We start from the raw sequence: 16,371 nt of genomic DNA on the forward strand, positions 1-16,371 counted from the left end.
GTGAAGGCCGACCGCGTGCTGCCCTACGAGCAGGTGGCCTTCATGCACCGCGACCCCATCACGCTGACCAACCAGCTGGACATCTTCGTGGACTTCTTCCGCGCCCACGAGAACGACGCCGCCTAAGGACGCTCCTTGTCTCGGGTGCGCATATCACTGTTCCTCATCGGGGGAGCCGTGGCGGTTTTTCTGGCCGCCGGGCTCTCCCTTTTCTTTGGCAGTACCTGGATTACACCCGACCAGGTGGTGCAGGCCCTCGTAAGTCCCGATATGGCGAACCAGGATCAGGTGGCCGTGGTGGAGCTGCGCGGCCCACGCACCGTGGCCTGCATCCTGGTAGGCGCGGCCTTTGCCGTGGCCGGCGCCATCATGCAGGGCGTGACGCGCAACCCCCTGGCCGACTCGGGCCTTCTGGGCATCAACGCCGGGGCTGCCTTCGCCCTGGCGCTCTGCCTGGCGCTGCTGCCGGGCATGAACTTCTCTGGCGTGGTACTCTGCTCTTTTGCCGGAGCGGCTTTCGCCATGGCCGTGGTCTACGGAGCCGTCAGCTTCCGGCGGCGCAATGTGGACCCGGTGCGCCTTGTACTGGCGGGCTGCGCCGTGGGCCTCTTCCTGACAGCGTTGGCTCAGGCCGTGGCCATTTTCTTCAGCATCGGCTACAGCCTCACGTTCTGGACCGCGGGCGGCGTGGCCGGCGTGCGGGCGAGCACCTTAGGCATGACGGCGCCGTTCATCGTCGTGGCCCTGGCGCTGTCCTGCGTGCTTTCGCGCCGCGTGGCCGTGCTGTCCCTCGGCGACGACGCAGCCCAGGGGCTCGGCGTGGCGGTGGGGAAGACGCGCACGCTATGCCTGTTAGTAGTGATGGTGCTAGCCGGCGCCGCCGTGGCTTTAGCTGGTCCAGTAGCCTTCGTGGGCCTCATGGTACCGCACGTGGTGCGCCGCTTCGTGGGCGCTGACTACCGCGCGGTCATTCCCGCCTCCATGGTGGGCGGGGCGCTGTTCATGCTGCTGGCCGATGTGATCGCCCGTACGGTCATGGCGCCCACCGAGGTGCCTATCGGCTTTATCTTCGCCATCGTGGGCGTGCCCTTCTTCATCTGGTGCGCGCGAAGGGAGGCGGCGGCCCTTGACTAAGATTGGGAAGAGAACGCGGACGGCCGTCGTCTTCACCGTGCTGGTACTGCTGGCCGCAGGTCTGCTGTGGGCCGACATCAACGCCGGCTACCGCAGTATCTCGCTGGAGGAGCTGGGGCAGATTATGGCGGGCACGGCCAGCCAGAGCCTCACCTACACGCTCGTAGAGCTGCGCCTGCCCCGGGTGCTTACCGCCCTGCTGGTGGGCGTCGGCCTTTCCGTAGCCGGCTGCATCTTGCAGGGCGTGTCGCGCAACGATATGGCCGATCCGGGCGTGCTGGGCATCAATGCCGGTGCGGGCCTTTTGGTGGCGGCGTTTATCGTATTTGTGCCAGCAAATGCTGTGGCCTCTGAAATTGCCCTGCCGGTGCTCGCGTTCCTCGGGTCGCTGGCCGTGGCCTTCGCCGGCTGGCGCCTGTCGGTCGTGCGCGGCGTTTCCAGCCCCAAGCGGCTGCTGCTCATCGGCGTGGCCCTGGCCACCGGGCTTTCCAGCGTCACCTCGCTTTTGATGCTGCAGCTCTCCGATGGGGACTATGCCTTCGTGCAGAACTGGATCGCCGGCAATATTTGGGGCGCTTCCTGGCCCAACGTGATCATGTTGGCCGTGGGGCTTGCCGCCCTCGTGATGGTGGCCCTGTACTGCGCCCGCACGCTCAATGTACTTGCCCTGGGGTCCCAAGCGGCCACGGGACTTGGCGTGAATGTACGCCGGGCCTCCGAGGGGCTTCTTGCTGTGGCCGTGGGCTGCTCGGGGCTGTGCTGCGCGGTGGGCGGCGGCCTCACTTTCGTGGGTCTTGTGTGCCCGCATCTGGCGCGACGCCTTGTAGGCCCCAACTTTCACGTGCTTATACCCGCTACGGTGCTCGTGGGGGCGGTGCTCATGCTTGCGGCTGACATTGTGTCGCGCACACTGCTGGCGCCCAACGAGATCCCCGTGGGCATTGTGGCAGCAGTCATCGGCGCGCCGTACTTCCTGTACTTGTTGGCGAAATCCTAAGAAGAAGGAGAAGGCCATGAGTGAAAAGACCATCGCACAAGCCAACGGCCTCGTGCATCGGGACAGCCCCGCGAAGACCGCGAACGATGCTGCGGCGCAGGGCGAAGGCACCCTTATTTGCGAGGGCTGCGACCGCACCTGCGCGTGGTTCAACGACGCCGCCCTGCGCGGCGAGGGCATCTCGGTGGGCTACGAGGATCGCATTATCATCGAGCCCATGGACGTGGCCCTTCCCGAGGGCAAGGTTACCTCTATTATTGGACCGAATGGATGCGGCAAGTCCACGCTGCTCAAGGCGCTTTCGCGCACCATGCCCACGCGAAGCGGTGCCGTGTATCTGAACGGCACCGCCATAGCCTCACTGCCTACGGCGCAAATTGCCCGTCAGATGGCGCTTCTTCCGCAATCTCCCTCGGCCCCTGGTGGTCTTACCGTGAAGGAGCTGGTGAGCTACGGCCGTTACCCCCACCAGAAGGGGTTCGGCCGTTTGACGAACAAAGACCGCGAGATTATCGCCTGGGCCCTGGAGATAACGCACTTGACCGCCTTCGCCGACCGCGCCATTGATGCATTGTCCGGCGGCCAGCGACAACGCGCCTGGATTGCCATGGCTCTGGCCCAAGATACCGATCTCATCCTGCTCGATGAGCCCACCACCTATTTGGACATGGCCCATCAGCTAGAGGTGCTGGAGCTGCTGCAATCGCTCAACCGCGACCAGGGCAAGACCATCGCCCTGGTTATTCACGAGCTGAACCTGGCCGCGCGTTTCTCCGATTGGATGATTGCCATGAAAGACGGTTCCATCCGGGCGGCTGGCACCGCCGAACAAGTGATGACGCCGCCCATGATGAAAGAGGTTTTCGGCCTGGAGGCGCTTATCGAGCCGGATCCCTGGACCGGCAAGCCCTCCTTGGTAAGTTACCGGTTGGCTCGGTAGATCGAGGAAACGAGCCGCGATAAGAGCCGCGTTACCAGCTTGCCGCCGCGGTAACGGGGATCGCGCGTTTCCCTTTAAACCTTACTTAACCACTCAGGGATACATTTACCCCGTTTATGTTTTGTGCACATGCATACCTCATGCACCCCTCTATGATCAAAATCGACCTTTAAAGAACGGTACGGAGAGACCGACAAGGTGCGCTACAGAGGGAATATTGCATCGATGATCTCCTGCCCTAGGGTGGGAGATTTTTTATAGGCCTTGTGCAGCGCCACCGGAAAGGATGGCTCATGAGCAAGGTAGCTGATTTTCTCCTAGAAAAAACTTCGAAGCCCGCGGCGCAGCCGGCCCTTTTGGTGCTGGAAGACGGCACGGTCTTCCATGGCACGGCCTGCGGGGCGATGGGGGAGGCCTTCGGGGAAATCTGCTTCAACACCTCTTTGGAAGGGTATCTAGAAATTATCACCGATCCCTCCTACGCAGGGCAAATTGTGGCGCTCACCTATCCCCAGGTGGGAAACTACGGCGTCCACCTCGACGATGTTCAGGCCGAGCATCCGGCTCTGCGCGGCCTGGTCGTACGCGACCTGTGCCCGACGCCCTCCAGCTGGCGCAGCCAGGAGGACCTCGGCAGCTTCCTGCGTCGCGAGGGCGTGGTGGCCATCGAGGGCATCGACACCCGCGCTCTGGTGCGCCACATCCGCGATCATGGCGCCCAAAAAGCCGTCATCTCCACGGAAACCGACAACGTGGACGACCTTGTCGCCAAGGTGCGCCAGAGCCCCTCGCTGGTGGGCGTAAACCTTGCCGCCGCGGTCTCGCGGGAAGAAGCGGGCTCCTACACCGCCGCCGATCTTCCCGGATCGCACAGCTTCGCTGCCATTCCGGCCCCTGAAACCCGCTTCCGCGTGGTGGCCTACGACTGCGGCGCCAAGCGCTCCATCCTTGAGAACTTGGTGCGCTCCGGCTGCGACGTCACCGTGATGCCCTGGAACACGCCCGCCGAAGAGGTGCTCGCCCTGGATCCCGATGGCGTGTTCATGTCCAACGGCCCGGGCGACCCGGATGCCGTGGCCGAAACCTACCAGCAGGTGGAGAAGCTTCTGGGCAAGGTGCCCGTTTTCGGCATCTGCCTGGGGCATCAGATGATGGCAAAGGCCGCCGGCGCCGATATCGAGAAGCTGAAGTTCGGCCACCATGGCGGCAATCACCCCGTGCAGAACCTGCTGACCGGTCGCGTTGAGGTGACGGCCCAGAACCACGGCTTCTGCCCGCGCTTCCAAAGTCTGGGCGCGCTGATGCCGGAGCTCTCGGGCGGCTTCGAAGCCCATGAGGAAGACCTGCGCTGCTGGGCCGAGCGCGGCGCGGCCCCCGTGGTGGCCAACGAGCGCTTCGGTCGCATCCAGCTGACCCACGTGAACCTGGACGACGGCACGGCCGAGGGCTTTGCTTTCCTGGATATTCCCGCTTTCAGCGTCCAGTACCATCCCGAGGCCTCGCCCGGCCCCACCGACGCCCACTACCTGTTCACCGCCTTCGGCCGCCTCATGACCGGCGCCGAAGATTACCTGGACATCGATATTGCCGCCGACCGTTTGGCCGGATGGAAGTTCGGCGAGACCGACGAGACGAAGAAAGAGGTGGCGTAAATGCCGAAGCGCGAGGACATCAAGAGCATCCTGGTTATCGGGTCGGGCCCCATCGTCATCGGCCAGGCCTGCGAGTTCGACTACTCCGGCGCCCAAGCCTGCAAGGTGCTGCGCGAGGAGGGCTACCGCGTCATCTTGGTGAACTCCAACCCCGCCACCATCATGACCGACCCCGATCTAGCCGACGCCACCTACGTGGAGCCTATCACCCCGGAGTTCGTTGAGAAAGTCATTGCGAAGGAGCGTCCGGACGCCTGCTTGCCCACCCTGGGCGGTCAGACGGGCCTCAATACCGCCATCGCCCTGGCGAAAGCCGGTGTGCTCGACCGCTACGGGGTGGAGCTCATCGGTTGCGACGTGGACGTCATCGAGCGCGGCGAGGACCGCAAGCTCTTCAACGAGTGCATGGCCGATCTCGGCATCGAGGTGTCGCGCGCCGGCTATGCCTACTCCGTGGAAGACGCCCGGGGCATCGCGGCCGACCTCGGTTACCCCGTGGTGCTGCGTCCGTCGTTCACCATGGGCGGTGCTGGCGGCGGCATTGCCCGCAACGAGGAGGAGCTGACCCGCATTGTCTCCCAGGGCCTCGAGCTCTCACCGGCCGGCGAGGTGCTGGTGGAGGAATCCATCGAGGGCTGGAAGGAATACGAGATGGAGGTGATGCGCGATGCGGCGGGCAACGGCATCATCGTGTGCTCCATCGAGAACCTGGACCCCATGGGCGTCCACACGGGAGACTCCATCACCGTGGCACCGGCCCAAACGTTGACCGACGTGGAGTACCAGCGCATGCGCGCCGCCTCACTGGCGGTGCTTGAGCGCGTGGGCGTGGCCACGGGCGGTTCCAACGTGCAGTTCGCCGTGCATCCAGAAACAGGCCGTATGGTCATCATCGAGATGAACCCCCGCGTGTCGCGCTCGTCGGCCCTGGCCAGCAAGGCCACGGGCTTTCCCATCGCCAAGGCCGCGGCGCGCCTGGCCGTGGGCTACACCCTTGACGAGATTATGAACGACATGACGGGCACCACGCCGGCCTGCTTCGAGCCCTCCATCGACTACTGCGTGGTGAAGGCTCCGCGCTTCGCCTTCGAGAAGTTCCAGGGAGCCGACGACACCTTGACCACGCGCATGAAGGCGGTGGGCGAGGTCATGGCCGTGGGCCGCACCTTCGAGGAGGCGCTGGGGAAGGCCCTGCGCTCCCTGGAAACCGGCCGCGCCGGCCTCGGCGCCGATGGGGCGGGGGAGGAAACCGCCCTTTCCGACGATGAGCTCACGGCCGCTCTGGCGCGCCCCACGGCCGATCGCATCTTCCTGGCCGCCGAGGCCCTGCGCCGCGGCATGACCGCCGAAGCCCTGACCTCCGCCACGGGCATCGACTATTTCTTCACCGCGCGCATGGCCGACATGGTGGCCATCGAGCAGGCCCTGGGCACGCTGAAGCTGGAGGACTTGGACGCCGACGCCTTCCTACTGGCCAAGCGCTACGGTTTCTCCGACGCCCAGATTGCCCACTTGACGGGCTCCAACGAGGCCACAGTGCGCGCCTGTCGCAAGATTCTGGGTGTGCGTCCGGCGTTCAAGACCGTGGACACCTGCGCGGCGGAGTTCCCCACGAAGACGGCCTACCACTATAAGACCTACGATGCCGACGAAACTGAGGTAGCGCCCAAGAGCCGCCCCCGTGCGCTCATTCTGGGCGCCGGCCCGAACCGCATCGGTCAGGGCATCGAGTTCGACTACTGCTGCGTCCATGCCAGTTACGCGCTGGCCGAGGCCGGCTATGAGACCATTATGGTGAACTGCAATCCCGAGACGGTGTCCACTGACTACGACACTTCGGACATGCTCTTCTTCGAGCCGTTGACCTTCGAGGACGTCATGGACGTGGTGGAAGCCACCGATCCCGACGGGGTGGTGGTCACCCTGGGCGGTCAGACGCCGCTCAAGCTGGCGCGCGCCTTGGAAGCGGCCGGCGTTCCTATTCTGGGTACGAGCCCCGATGCCATCGACCTGGCCGAGGACCGCGACCGCTTCGCCGCGCTCCTCGACGAGCTGGGCGTGGCTTACCCTCCCTCGGCCATGGCCTCCGGCATCGATGAGGCTCGGGCTGCCGCCGCGCAGATCGGCTATCCCTTGCTCGTGCGCCCCAGCTACGTGCTCGGCGGCCGCGGCATGGGCATCGTCTACGACGAGGCCGGCTTGGCCCGCTACGTGGCCGAGGCGGCCACGGTGTCGCCCGACCACCCGGTCTACCTGGACAAATTCCTCGAGGGCGCCGTGGAGTGCGACCTCGATGCCCTGTGCGACGGCGAAGAGGTCTACCTGGGCGGCATCCTCGAGCACATCGAGATGGCCGGCATTCACTCCGGCGACTCGGCCTGCTGCCTGCCGCCGTTCTCGCTTTCCGAAACGGTGCAGAACGAGATGGCCGCCATCGCCCGCCGCATCGCCTTGGCCCTGGGCGTTTGCGGCCTGGTGAACATTCAGTTCGCCATCAAGGACGGGGTCATCTATGTCATCGAGGCGAATCCGCGGGCCAGCCGCACGGTGCCCTTCATCTCGAAGGCTACGGGCGTGCCCCTGGCGAAGATCGCCGCCCGCCTGATGGCCGGGGAGCGCCTGGCCGACTTCACGCTCCCCGAGCACTTCGCCCGTCCGGGACGCTTCTTCGTGAAAGAGGCGGTCATGCCCTTCGGGCGCTTCCCGGGTGCCGACGCGCTGCTGGGGCCCGAAATGCGCTCCACCGGCGAGGTCATGGGCTGCGCTGGCAGCTTCCCGGCCGCCTACATGAAGACCCAGATGGCCATCGACTACGCCCAGCCCTCGGGCGGCACGGCTTTCATCTCCGTGAACGACCAGGACAAGCGCGCCGTGTCCTTCATCGCCCGCGAGCTGGCGCGCCTGGGCTTTAGCCTCCTGGCCACCGAGGGCACGGCCGCGGTGCTAGCGGCCTCGGGCATTCCCTGCGAGGTGACGGGCAAGATCCACGAGGGGAAGAGCTCGGTGGCCGACCGCATCGCCTCGGGAGAGATTACGCTCATGGTGAACACGCCCCTAGGTTCGGCCACCCGCGACGACGGCTACGAGCTGCGCCGAGCCGCCGTGCGCCACGGCATCACCTACGCCACCACCTTGGCAGCGGCTCAAGCCATGATCGCCGGCATGGAGGCAGCGCGCGGCGGCGCCCTCGCCGTATGCTCGCTGCAGGATATGGGGGAGTAGGGTAGAATGAGCGGCAACGATTGAACGCCTTTGAGTCGACGGGAGAGCCTATGACCCTCTACAACGAGACCGCACCCATTCTGGTGAACGAGGAAATGGGGTGCAACATCTGGCTCATGACGGTCAAGGCCCCGCAAATTGCGGCCGCCGCGCGGCCTGGGCAGTTCGTCCATGTGCGCATTCCCGGCATGGACGACCACATTCTCCGTCGTCCCCTCGGCATCTATGCCCGCAACCTGAACGAGGGCACCGTGGACATGATGTACCAGGTGCTTGGCTTCGGCACCGACCGCATGACGCAGCTGGCGGTGGGCGATTCAGTGGAGCTCATCGGAGCCATCGGCCGCGGTTGGCAGGTGCCCGAGGGTGCCAAGCGGGCGCTTGTGGTGGCCGGTGGCGTGGGAAGCGCGCCGCTCTATCCACTTATTGAAGAGCTGACCGAGCGCGGCATGGAGGTGCACGCGGTGCTCGGCGCCTCCACGGTCGATGCCCTGGTGGCCCGCGAGCGCTACGAGGGCGTCCTGGGCTGCGCTCCTGCCTGCTCCACTGACGACGGCACTTACGGTCACGCCGGATTCTGCACGCCGCTCGTGGAGGCGGCGCTTACCGAGGCGGCCGAGTCGGGCAACTACTTCGACTATGTGGCCTGCTGCGGCCCCGAGCCCCTTATGCGCCTGGTAGCCTCCATGGCAGAAGAGGCCGGTGTCTTCTGCGAGGTGTCCCTCGAGCGTCGCATGGCCTGCGGCGTGGGCGCCTGCCTGTCCTGCGTGGTCGACACCGTGGACGGCAAGAAGCGCGCCTGCGTAGACGGCCCCGTGTTCCCCTCGACGTCTGTGGTCTGGTAGGAGGCACCCATGAGCATCTTCCCGAAAGCAACCAACGTAAACCTGGCCGTCAACTTGGGCGGCCTGGCCATGAAAAACCCCGTCACCGTGGCCTCGGGCACCTTCGGCGCCGGCAAGGAGTACCACGACTTCGTCGATGTGGCCTCTCTCGGCGCCGTCACCACGAAGGGCGTCTCCCTCAACGGCTGGGAGGGCAACGCAAGCCCCCGCATCGCCGAGACGGCCTCGGGCATGCTGAACTCCATCGGCCTTCAGAACCCCGGCGTGCAGCACCTGAAGGACGACGAGCTGCCCTGGCTGCAAAGCATCGGTGCCACCACCATTGTGAATGTGTCGGGCCACAGCTTTGACGAGTACGTGCAGGTCATCGAAGCGCTGGAAGAGGCACCGGTGGACGCCTACGAGGTGAACATCTCGTGCCCTAACGTGGATGCCGGCGGCATGACCATGGGCTGCCATGTTCCCAGTGTGGAAAAGGTAGTCGGGATGTGCCGCGCCGCCACAAAGCGCCCGCTCATTGTGAAGCTCACTCCCAACGTCACCGATGTCGCAGAGATCGCTCGCGCTGCCGAGGCGGCCGGCGCCGACGCCATCTCGCTTATCAATACGCTGTTGGGCATGGCCGTGGATGCGCGCACGCGCAAGCCGAAGCTGGCCCGCGTGGTGGGCGGCTTCTCGGGCCCGGCCGTGAAGCCCGTGGCCCTGCGCATGGTGTGGCAGTGCGCCGGCGCCGTAAAGGTGCCGATCCTCGGCATGGGAGGCATCGCCACTGGCGAGGACGCCATTGAGTTCATGCTCGCCGGCGCCACCGCCGTGGCCGTGGGAACCGCCAACTTCGTGAACCCCACCGCCACCGTCGACGTCATCAACGGCATGATTGATTACTGCGAGGCCCAGGGCGTGGCCGACATCAACGAGCTGATCGGAGGACTGCAGTGCTAACCGCGTTCGATTCCATTCCCGCTAAAGACCGCGTCATCGTCGCCCTCGACTGCGACGCCTGGGAAGCCATCGCTTTGGCCGACAAGCTGGCCGGCAAGGCCACTTGGCTGAAAATCGGCATGACGCTTTACTATGCGGAGGGCCCCGCCATCGTGAAGATGTTCAAGCGCCGCGGCTTCAAGGTGTTCCTGGATCTGAAGTTCCACGACATCCCGCACCAGGTGGAGGGTGCCGCCCGCTCGGCGGCGGCCAGCGGCGCGGACATGATCACCATGCACACCGTGGGCGGCCGCGCCATGATGGAAGCGGCTCAGCGCGGCGCCGAGGCCGGCGCGGCCGAGTGGGGCGGGGAAGTGCCCGCAACTCTGGGCATCACCGTGCTCACGTCCATGAGCCCCGAAGCCCTGGCGGAAACCGGTGTGGAGCGCCCGCTGCCCGAGCAGGTTCTGGCCTTGGCCGGTCAGGCAAAGGACGCCGGCATCGCGGGCGTCGTCGCCTCGCCCCAAGAGGCCGCCAAGCTTCGCGAGCTGCTGGGCCCCGATGCCTTTATCGTCACGCCCGGCGTGCGTCCTGCCGGCGCGGCGCTGGGCGACCAGAGCCGCGTTGCCACGCCGATCCAAGCCTTCGAAAATGGCGCGTCTCATATTGTCATAGGTCGCCCCATCACTGAGGCACCCGACCCCGAAGCTGCTTTCGATGCCATCGTTGAAGAACTTGCCAGCGCATCCTAGGTTTTTTCGGAATATTGCACACGAGCAAATTCCTATAAGTTTTCTCTATTCAACGCAAATGACGTGTTTTTCGTCATCAATGCATGGTACTATTTTCCGCAGCCCAAACCGGAAGGAGAACAAACCATGGCTATCCCCGAACTCAGCCCTGAGGCCCGTGCTGAAGCCTTGGAAAAGGCGAAGGCAGCTCGCATCAAGCGCGCTCAAGTCCGTGAAGAGCTGAAAGCCGGCAAACTGACCGTCGCCCAGGTGCTCGACATGCGCGACGACCCCGTTGTCGGCCGCATGAAAATCTCGACGCTCATTGAGACGCTGCCGGGCTATGGCAAGGCCAAGGCCGAGCGCATCATGAAAGAGCTGCAAATTGCCGAGAGCCGCCGCATTCGCGGTATTGGCGAGCGTCAGCGCGAAGCCCTGCTCCAGCGCCTGGCCAAGTAGCATTCAACCAAGCAAAGGATTACATGAGAACCGGAAACCTTTTTGTCATCAGCGGTCCTTCAGGAACCGGCAAGGGAACACTCATTGCTCGTTTGGTGGAGGAGGTGCCTGACACCTGGGTTTCCGTTTCTGCCACCACGCGACGCCCTCGTCCCGGAGAGGAAGAGGGCGTTAGCTATTATTTCATGTCGAAAGAGGAGTTCCTCGCCCTGGCCGACGAGGGCGGCTTCCTGGAATGGGCCACATATTCGGATAACTGCTACGGCACGCCGCGCGCTTCCGTGGAACGGGAAATGGCCGCGGGCAAGCAGGTCATCCTCGAAATTGAAGTGCAAGGCGCCCTTCAGGTGAAGGAGAAGATGCCCGAAGCGCACCTTGTTTTCATCGAGCCGCCGTCCCTTGAAGAGCTTGAACGACGGTTGCGCGGCCGCGGCACCGAAACCGATGAGGCCGTTCAAAAGCGCATGGACACAGCCGTAGTGGAACTTTCCCACAAAATGGAGTATGATATTCGGCTGGTAAATGACGATCTTGACGAGGCAACTCGCCAGCTCGTTGCTTACGTGAATGAAACCGCCGAAGAATAGTTAGAGGACTGCCAACCTATGAGCATTATCGAACCGAAGATCGACGTCTTGCTGGACGAAACCGATAACGACCGCTTCCTGCTGTGCGCTCTGGCCTCCAAGCGCGCCCACGACATCAACGACATGATGCGCGGCCAGCGCGATCGCGCTATCCAACTGCAAACGGCCGTGGAGATCGCCCGCGCCGCCGATACGAAGCCGCTGTCCATGGCGTTCAACGAAATCGCCCGCGGCGAGGTTTCCTACGATCCCGAGTCCATCGACGCCAAAAACCACTAATGGAAGAGTTCCAGCGAATTATTCTCGTGCACTATCACGAGATTGGTTTGAAGGGACGCAACCGCAGCGTATTCGAGAAGCGCCTTCAGAAGAACTTGGAGGCGCTTCTTCGTGATTACCCGATTGTGACCATTCATCGCATTTCCGGCCGTATTCTGGTTTTCCTCAAGGAGGGCACCAGCCTGGCCGTGGCCAATCAGTGCACCGACGCCATTCTGGGCGTGCCCGGCGTGGCGCGCGTTTCCTGCGGGTTCAAGGTCGAGCGCGATATGGAGCTTATGGGGGAGGCGGCCGTGCGCTCACTCGGTGAGGCTGGCCCCTTCGAAAGCTTCAAGGTGTCGGCTCGCCGAAACCACACTGATTTCCCTATCGACTCCATGCAGATGAACCGCGATATCGGCGGCATTTTGTGCGAGGCCTTCCCCGAGAAGCGCGTGCAGATGAAGGGCCAGGACATCACGGTTGGCGTCGAGGTGGTGCAGAACGCCGCCTATGTCTATGCCCGCAGCGAGCGCGGCATCGGCGGTCTTCCCGTGGGCAGTTCGGGCACGGTTGTGAGTCTGCTCTCGTCGGGCATCGACTCGCCGGTGGCCCTGTGGCGCATGGCGCGCCGCGGTGCCGTATGCATTGGCGTGCACTTTTCGGGACGCCCGCAAACCAGTGACGCATCGGAGTTCCTTGTGGACGACATCGCCCAGGTGCTTCAGCGCACGGGCTGCATTGCGCGCGTCTACGTGGTGCCTTTCGGCGATTACCAGCGGGAAATCTCGGTCTCGGCACCGCCGGCCCTGCGCGTCATCCTTTACCGGCGCCTCATGTTCCGCGTTGCGGAAGAGCTGGCCCGTCGCGAGCACGCAGGCGCTCTGGTAACAGGCGAGAGCCTGGGCCAGGTGGCCTCGCAGACGCTCGACAACATCAAGGCCACCAACGCCGTTGTCGACTTGCCCGTCCTGCGTCCCCTTATCGGCTCTGACAAGCTGGAGATCATCGATCAGGCACAGCAACTGGGCACCTTCGACATCTCGTCCCAGGACGCTCCCGATTGCTGCACGCTCTTTATGCCGCGCAATCCGGAAACCCATGCGAAGCTGGCCGATGTGGAGGCCGCCGAGGCGCCATTCCCGCTGGAGCAATGGGTGCAAGAGCTGGCCGACGCCGCCGAAGTGCACGACTACGCCTGCCCGTCCTACCGTCCTCCCAAATCGCGCCGCATCGCTGGCGAAGCGCGCGACCGGGCCTAGCCTTACGCGAATCTTTGCGCTTTACCCGAGCCACGATTATGCCCGCCGTCTTTGGCGGGCATTTTTTGCGCCTACGCCTTCCTGCGACTCCTGAGCGAATGAGGAGCGACACCTTGACGACTCCGCGCTGCTAAGACGCTGCTTCCCCTAAACGAAGGAGCAGCCCATGGATTTTCAAACCCAGTCCCAAAGCCTCTTGTCGCGTCTTCACCTTTCCACCCTTTCTCGCCCAGCCGCTCTCGGTATCGCCCTCTGCTTTATTGCGATAATCATCCTCGGAGCGTTCACCGTGGGCCCCTTGTTCTCTGAGCCCGTTTTTGAGGTGACGGCAGCGGCCGAGAAGGCAGCCGACGCGGGCCCATTGGAAGTTGAAACAACCTCTTCGGGCGAAACTACTTCTTCGGTTGCCAACGGAGAGCAAGACGCATCCTCAGCTGCAGCTATGCCTGCGGCCGATGGCGGGGACTCAGCTCCCGCCGATGCCATTCTTCCCCAGGCAGCTCGACTCTGCGTCCACGTAGACGGAGCCGTCAAGAACCCGGGCGTGTACTATCTCGACGCCGGCGCTCGCGTCATCGATGCGGTGGAAGCAGCTGGTGGCCTCACCAAGAAAGCCCTCACCGCCTCGGTCAATCTTGCTCAGGGCCTCGAGGACGGCCAGCAGGTGCTCATCCCATCCACCGACTCGACTCCAAGCTCCTCTTCCGGTTCCCATGACGGGGCTGGCGCCTCGGATGGTGCCGGGGCTGCCTCCATAGGAAAGATCCACTCATCTGGAAGCGCCTCAACTGGAAACAATCTCGTCAATATCAACGAGGCTGGCGTCGAGGAGCTGGTCACACTTTCAGGGATCGGTGAGGCAACGGCGGCAAAGATCGTCGCGGATCGCGAGGCCAACGGGCCCTTTGCTTCCCTCGAGGACCTTAAGCGCGTCTCGGGCATCGGCGACAAGAAATTCGAGGCGCTTCGTGACGCAATCTGCCTCTAGCGGCGCAACGAAACCCGTAAAGGCCGACACCGAGGAAGAAGCCACCCGTCCCGCTCTTCCGCCGCTGCTCATCGTCGGCCTCAGCCTGTGGATCGCTGCGGCTCTTGCGTATCCGCTGCTTCAAGATGCTTCCATCCGGGTGTGTCTCGGAGCAGCGGCCGCAGGCGCTCTTACTGTCGCTCCCTTCCTTGTCCACGGGGTTGCCCATCGACGAATCGCCCTTGCGCACCTCGTCGTTTTTGGGCTTGCGTCAGGTCTTATGGCAGCAGCGACAAGCGCGGCCCTGCTTCATCACCAACAAGAAACCCTTATCGGCGCCGCGCGTCCTTGGACCATCGAGTTGACCGAGGACGCACGTCTCACGGATTTCGGTGCCCAAGCCACGGGGCAGTTGGTCAGCGACGACGGCAAGACTGCTCGAGCCCGCGTCTGTCTCGCTGCCGAGGATGCAGGGCTTTTGCGGGGCTCGCGTCTCAAGGTATCGGGGGCCCTTGAGACGTTTTCAGCGAAAGCGCAGTCTTTTGCCTGGGAAAGGGGATTGGTCGGCACTATAGACGGCAAGCACAGAGAAGAGGAGGTGCTCGGATCGCTGCCGCTTCTGACCCTTCGATCCCATGCCCTTGAAGTCCTTGAAGGCTCGGGGGGAGACCAGGCGCCGCTCCTTGAAGCGCTCGTGTGCGGCTACCGACGGCCTTTGGAAGAAGCAGGGGAGTACCAGGCCTACCAGCTTACCGGGCTTGCCCATCTCGTCGCGGTTTCCGGAGCACATCTCTCAGTTGTCTCCGCCTTCGTGCTGGGGCTCCTTCGGCTGACCCGCCTCAGCCGACGGACTTCCTCCCTGATCCTGGGGCTCTTTCTGCTCGCTTATGTGGTGTTCACCGGCTTGCCCGTGTCGGCCATCCGAGCCGCTCTCATGACGGCCACGGCGCTCTTCTCCTTTGCGGGAAAACGACGGGCGTCGGCGCTTAATGGTCTTGGACTCTGCCTCGTTGTTTTTGTCGCCATCGATGTTCCTTCGGCCCTGTCAGCCTCCTTCTTCCTTTCGGCAGGCTCCACCCTGGGCATCTTGCTGTTCTCGCGCCTGTTTCGGCAGGCGATCCCGGGAAAGGGGAGAGTGCTTACCGCTTTTGTGCGCGATCCTTTGGCTCTTACGGCCTCCTCGGCCCTGCTGGTCCAGCCTTATAGCGCCGCGCTGTTTGCGCAACTTCCTCTTGTGGCCCCGTTGGCCAACGTGGTGGCCACTCCCTTGTTCACGCTGGCCTGCGTGGCGGGGTTCGCCGGCACCGCGGCAGCGCTCCTCTTTCCGGCTGCCGCGTCGTTGTTCATAGGAGCGGCCTCGCTAGCATGCCAGCCGCTCTCAAGCGCCGTTGGCCTGATCAAGGCAATTCCCTTCGGCTGCATTCCCATCGATGCCGATCCAACACCGCTGGTTGCGCTCTCGGCCCTAGCGGCAGTGCTTCTCTGGGCCTGGTGGCCTTCGCTCACACCGCGTGCAACCGTGCGCTTGGGGGGAGCAGCCTGCGCTGTGCTTATCGTACTGGTAGCCGCGGCACCCCTTCTCGAACGGGATGAGATCGTTATGTTCGATGTAGGTCAAGGGGATGCGTTTCTCGTGCGCAGCCAAGGCCAAGCGCTCCTTATCGATACCGGCAACCAAGAGCGTCTCCTCAAAGAGGCTCTGGGCCGTCACCGCGTCTTTGCTTTGGACGCCGTGGCCATCAGCCACCACGACGATGATCATTGCGGGGCTCTCGACACCCTGCGCGGCGTAACAGGGGTCTCTCGCTTGCTGGTAGCGCGCGACGCCGTCACGTGTCCGTGCGCCTCCTGCGTTGCCCTGATGCGCTCGGCGACCTCGTCGTCGGTCGGAGCGCCCCTTACGGTAACCGGTCTCGCCGTCGGCGGTAGCGTCTCCTGCGGGCGCTTCACCCTCACCGCGCTTTGGCCCCAGCGCTTTTCCGATGAGGGCGGCAACGGCGACAGCTTGTCGTTTTACGTCACCTATCGCGACAACAACGACGAGAAGCCGACTTGGACAGCCTTGTTCTGCGGCGATGCCGAAGGGGAGGAGATAGCCGCCATGATGCAAGCCCTCCCTGTTCCCACCATCGACGTGCTCAAAGTGGGCCATCATGGCTCGCGCGTCAGCCTCGACCACGGAGCAGCCGAAGCGCTGAACCCCACTATAGCCCTGATCAGCGCTGGAGAAGGCAATCGCTACGGACATCCCACGGCCGAATGTCTCGAGGCGCTTCAAGAGCAGGGAACCACGGTTCTGCGCACCGACCAGCAGGGTGACGCAACGCTTAGCTTCACCGCCCAGAAGATTATGGTGCGCACCCAGCACGAAACCAAGGCCGATCAAGTACAATAGC

General features: G+C 63.9%; 14 protein-coding genes. All 14 read left to right on the forward strand.

Features of this window, described 5'->3' with window-relative positions; translation table 11 throughout:
* Positions 1-144 precede the first annotated feature (144 nt).
* The 14 genes from QZ307_RS01615 (at position 145) to QZ307_RS01680 (ending at position 16,370) form a co-directional block, all read left to right on the forward strand.
* Positions 145-1,134 carry an iron ABC transporter permease gene (locus tag QZ307_RS01615; protein WP_295994969.1) on the forward strand — a complete coding sequence of 330 codons (990 nt, stop codon included), beginning with the start codon at positions 145-147 and terminating at the stop codon, positions 1,132-1,134.
* Entirely contained in the window at positions 1,127-2,131 is a 1,005-nt protein-coding gene (locus QZ307_RS01620; RefSeq protein ID WP_295994818.1) for an iron ABC transporter permease, read from the forward strand. The genes QZ307_RS01615 and QZ307_RS01620 overlap by 8 nt, the downstream gene beginning before the upstream one ends.
* A gap of 16 nt (positions 2,132-2,147) precedes the next feature.
* A complete protein-coding gene (locus QZ307_RS01625; protein ID WP_295994824.1) occupies positions 2,148-3,071 on the forward strand; it encodes an ABC transporter ATP-binding protein in 924 nt (307 codons plus the stop codon).
* A 293-nt stretch (positions 3,072-3,364) separates the two neighbouring features.
* Entirely contained in the window at positions 3,365-4,723 is a 1,359-nt protein-coding gene (gene carA, locus QZ307_RS01630; protein ID WP_295994827.1) for a glutamine-hydrolyzing carbamoyl-phosphate synthase small subunit, read from the forward strand.
* A complete protein-coding gene (gene carB, locus QZ307_RS01635) occupies positions 4,724-7,945 on the forward strand; it encodes a carbamoyl-phosphate synthase large subunit (RefSeq protein ID WP_295994829.1) in 3,222 nt (1,073 codons plus the stop codon).
* 50 nt (positions 7,946-7,995) lie between these two features.
* On the forward strand, positions 7,996-8,790 hold the full coding sequence (locus QZ307_RS01640; RefSeq protein ID WP_295994832.1) for a dihydroorotate dehydrogenase electron transfer subunit: 795 nt from the start codon (positions 7,996-7,998) through the stop codon (positions 8,788-8,790).
* A gap of 9 nt (positions 8,791-8,799) precedes the next feature.
* Complete coding sequence (locus tag QZ307_RS01645) at positions 8,800-9,732, forward strand: dihydroorotate dehydrogenase (RefSeq protein ID WP_295994835.1); 933 nt, start codon at positions 8,800-8,802, stop codon at positions 9,730-9,732.
* A complete protein-coding gene (pyrF, locus tag QZ307_RS01650) occupies positions 9,726-10,463 on the forward strand; it encodes an orotidine-5'-phosphate decarboxylase (RefSeq protein ID WP_295994839.1) in 738 nt (245 codons plus the stop codon). The genes QZ307_RS01645 and pyrF overlap by 7 nt, the downstream gene beginning before the upstream one ends.
* Before the next feature lie 126 nt (positions 10,464-10,589).
* Positions 10,590-10,901 carry an integration host factor, actinobacterial type gene (mihF, locus tag QZ307_RS01655; RefSeq protein WP_295994840.1) on the forward strand — a complete coding sequence of 104 codons (312 nt, stop codon included), beginning with the start codon at positions 10,590-10,592 and terminating at the stop codon, positions 10,899-10,901.
* A 23-nt stretch (positions 10,902-10,924) separates the two neighbouring features.
* Positions 10,925-11,488, forward strand: a complete 564-nt coding sequence (gene gmk, locus QZ307_RS01660) for a guanylate kinase (RefSeq protein WP_295994843.1) — start codon at positions 10,925-10,927, stop codon at positions 11,486-11,488.
* Positions 11,489-11,506: 18 nt separating this feature from the next.
* Positions 11,507-11,767 carry a DNA-directed RNA polymerase subunit omega gene (locus QZ307_RS01665; RefSeq protein WP_295994845.1) on the forward strand — a complete coding sequence of 87 codons (261 nt, stop codon included), beginning with the start codon at positions 11,507-11,509 and terminating at the stop codon, positions 11,765-11,767.
* Entirely contained in the window at positions 11,767-13,008 is a 1,242-nt protein-coding gene (gene thiI / locus QZ307_RS01670; RefSeq protein WP_295994850.1) for a tRNA uracil 4-sulfurtransferase ThiI, read from the forward strand. Before QZ307_RS01665 ends, thiI begins: the two co-directional genes overlap by 1 nt.
* Positions 13,009-13,450: 442 nt before the next feature.
* On the forward strand, positions 13,451-13,996 hold the full coding sequence (locus QZ307_RS01675) for a ComEA family DNA-binding protein (protein ID WP_295994853.1): 546 nt from the start codon (positions 13,451-13,453) through the stop codon (positions 13,994-13,996).
* The gene (locus tag QZ307_RS01680; RefSeq protein ID WP_295994856.1) at positions 13,977-16,370 is read left to right on the forward strand and encodes a DNA internalization-related competence protein ComEC/Rec2; all 2,394 of its coding nucleotides are present in this window, start codon (positions 13,977-13,979) and stop codon (positions 16,368-16,370) included. Before QZ307_RS01675 ends, QZ307_RS01680 begins: the two co-directional genes overlap by 20 nt.
* Position 16,371: the final 1 nt, after the last annotated feature.

The organism is uncultured Adlercreutzia sp. (assembly GCA_910585575.1).
GTDB lineage: Bacteria > Actinomycetota > Coriobacteriia > Coriobacteriales > Eggerthellaceae > Adlercreutzia.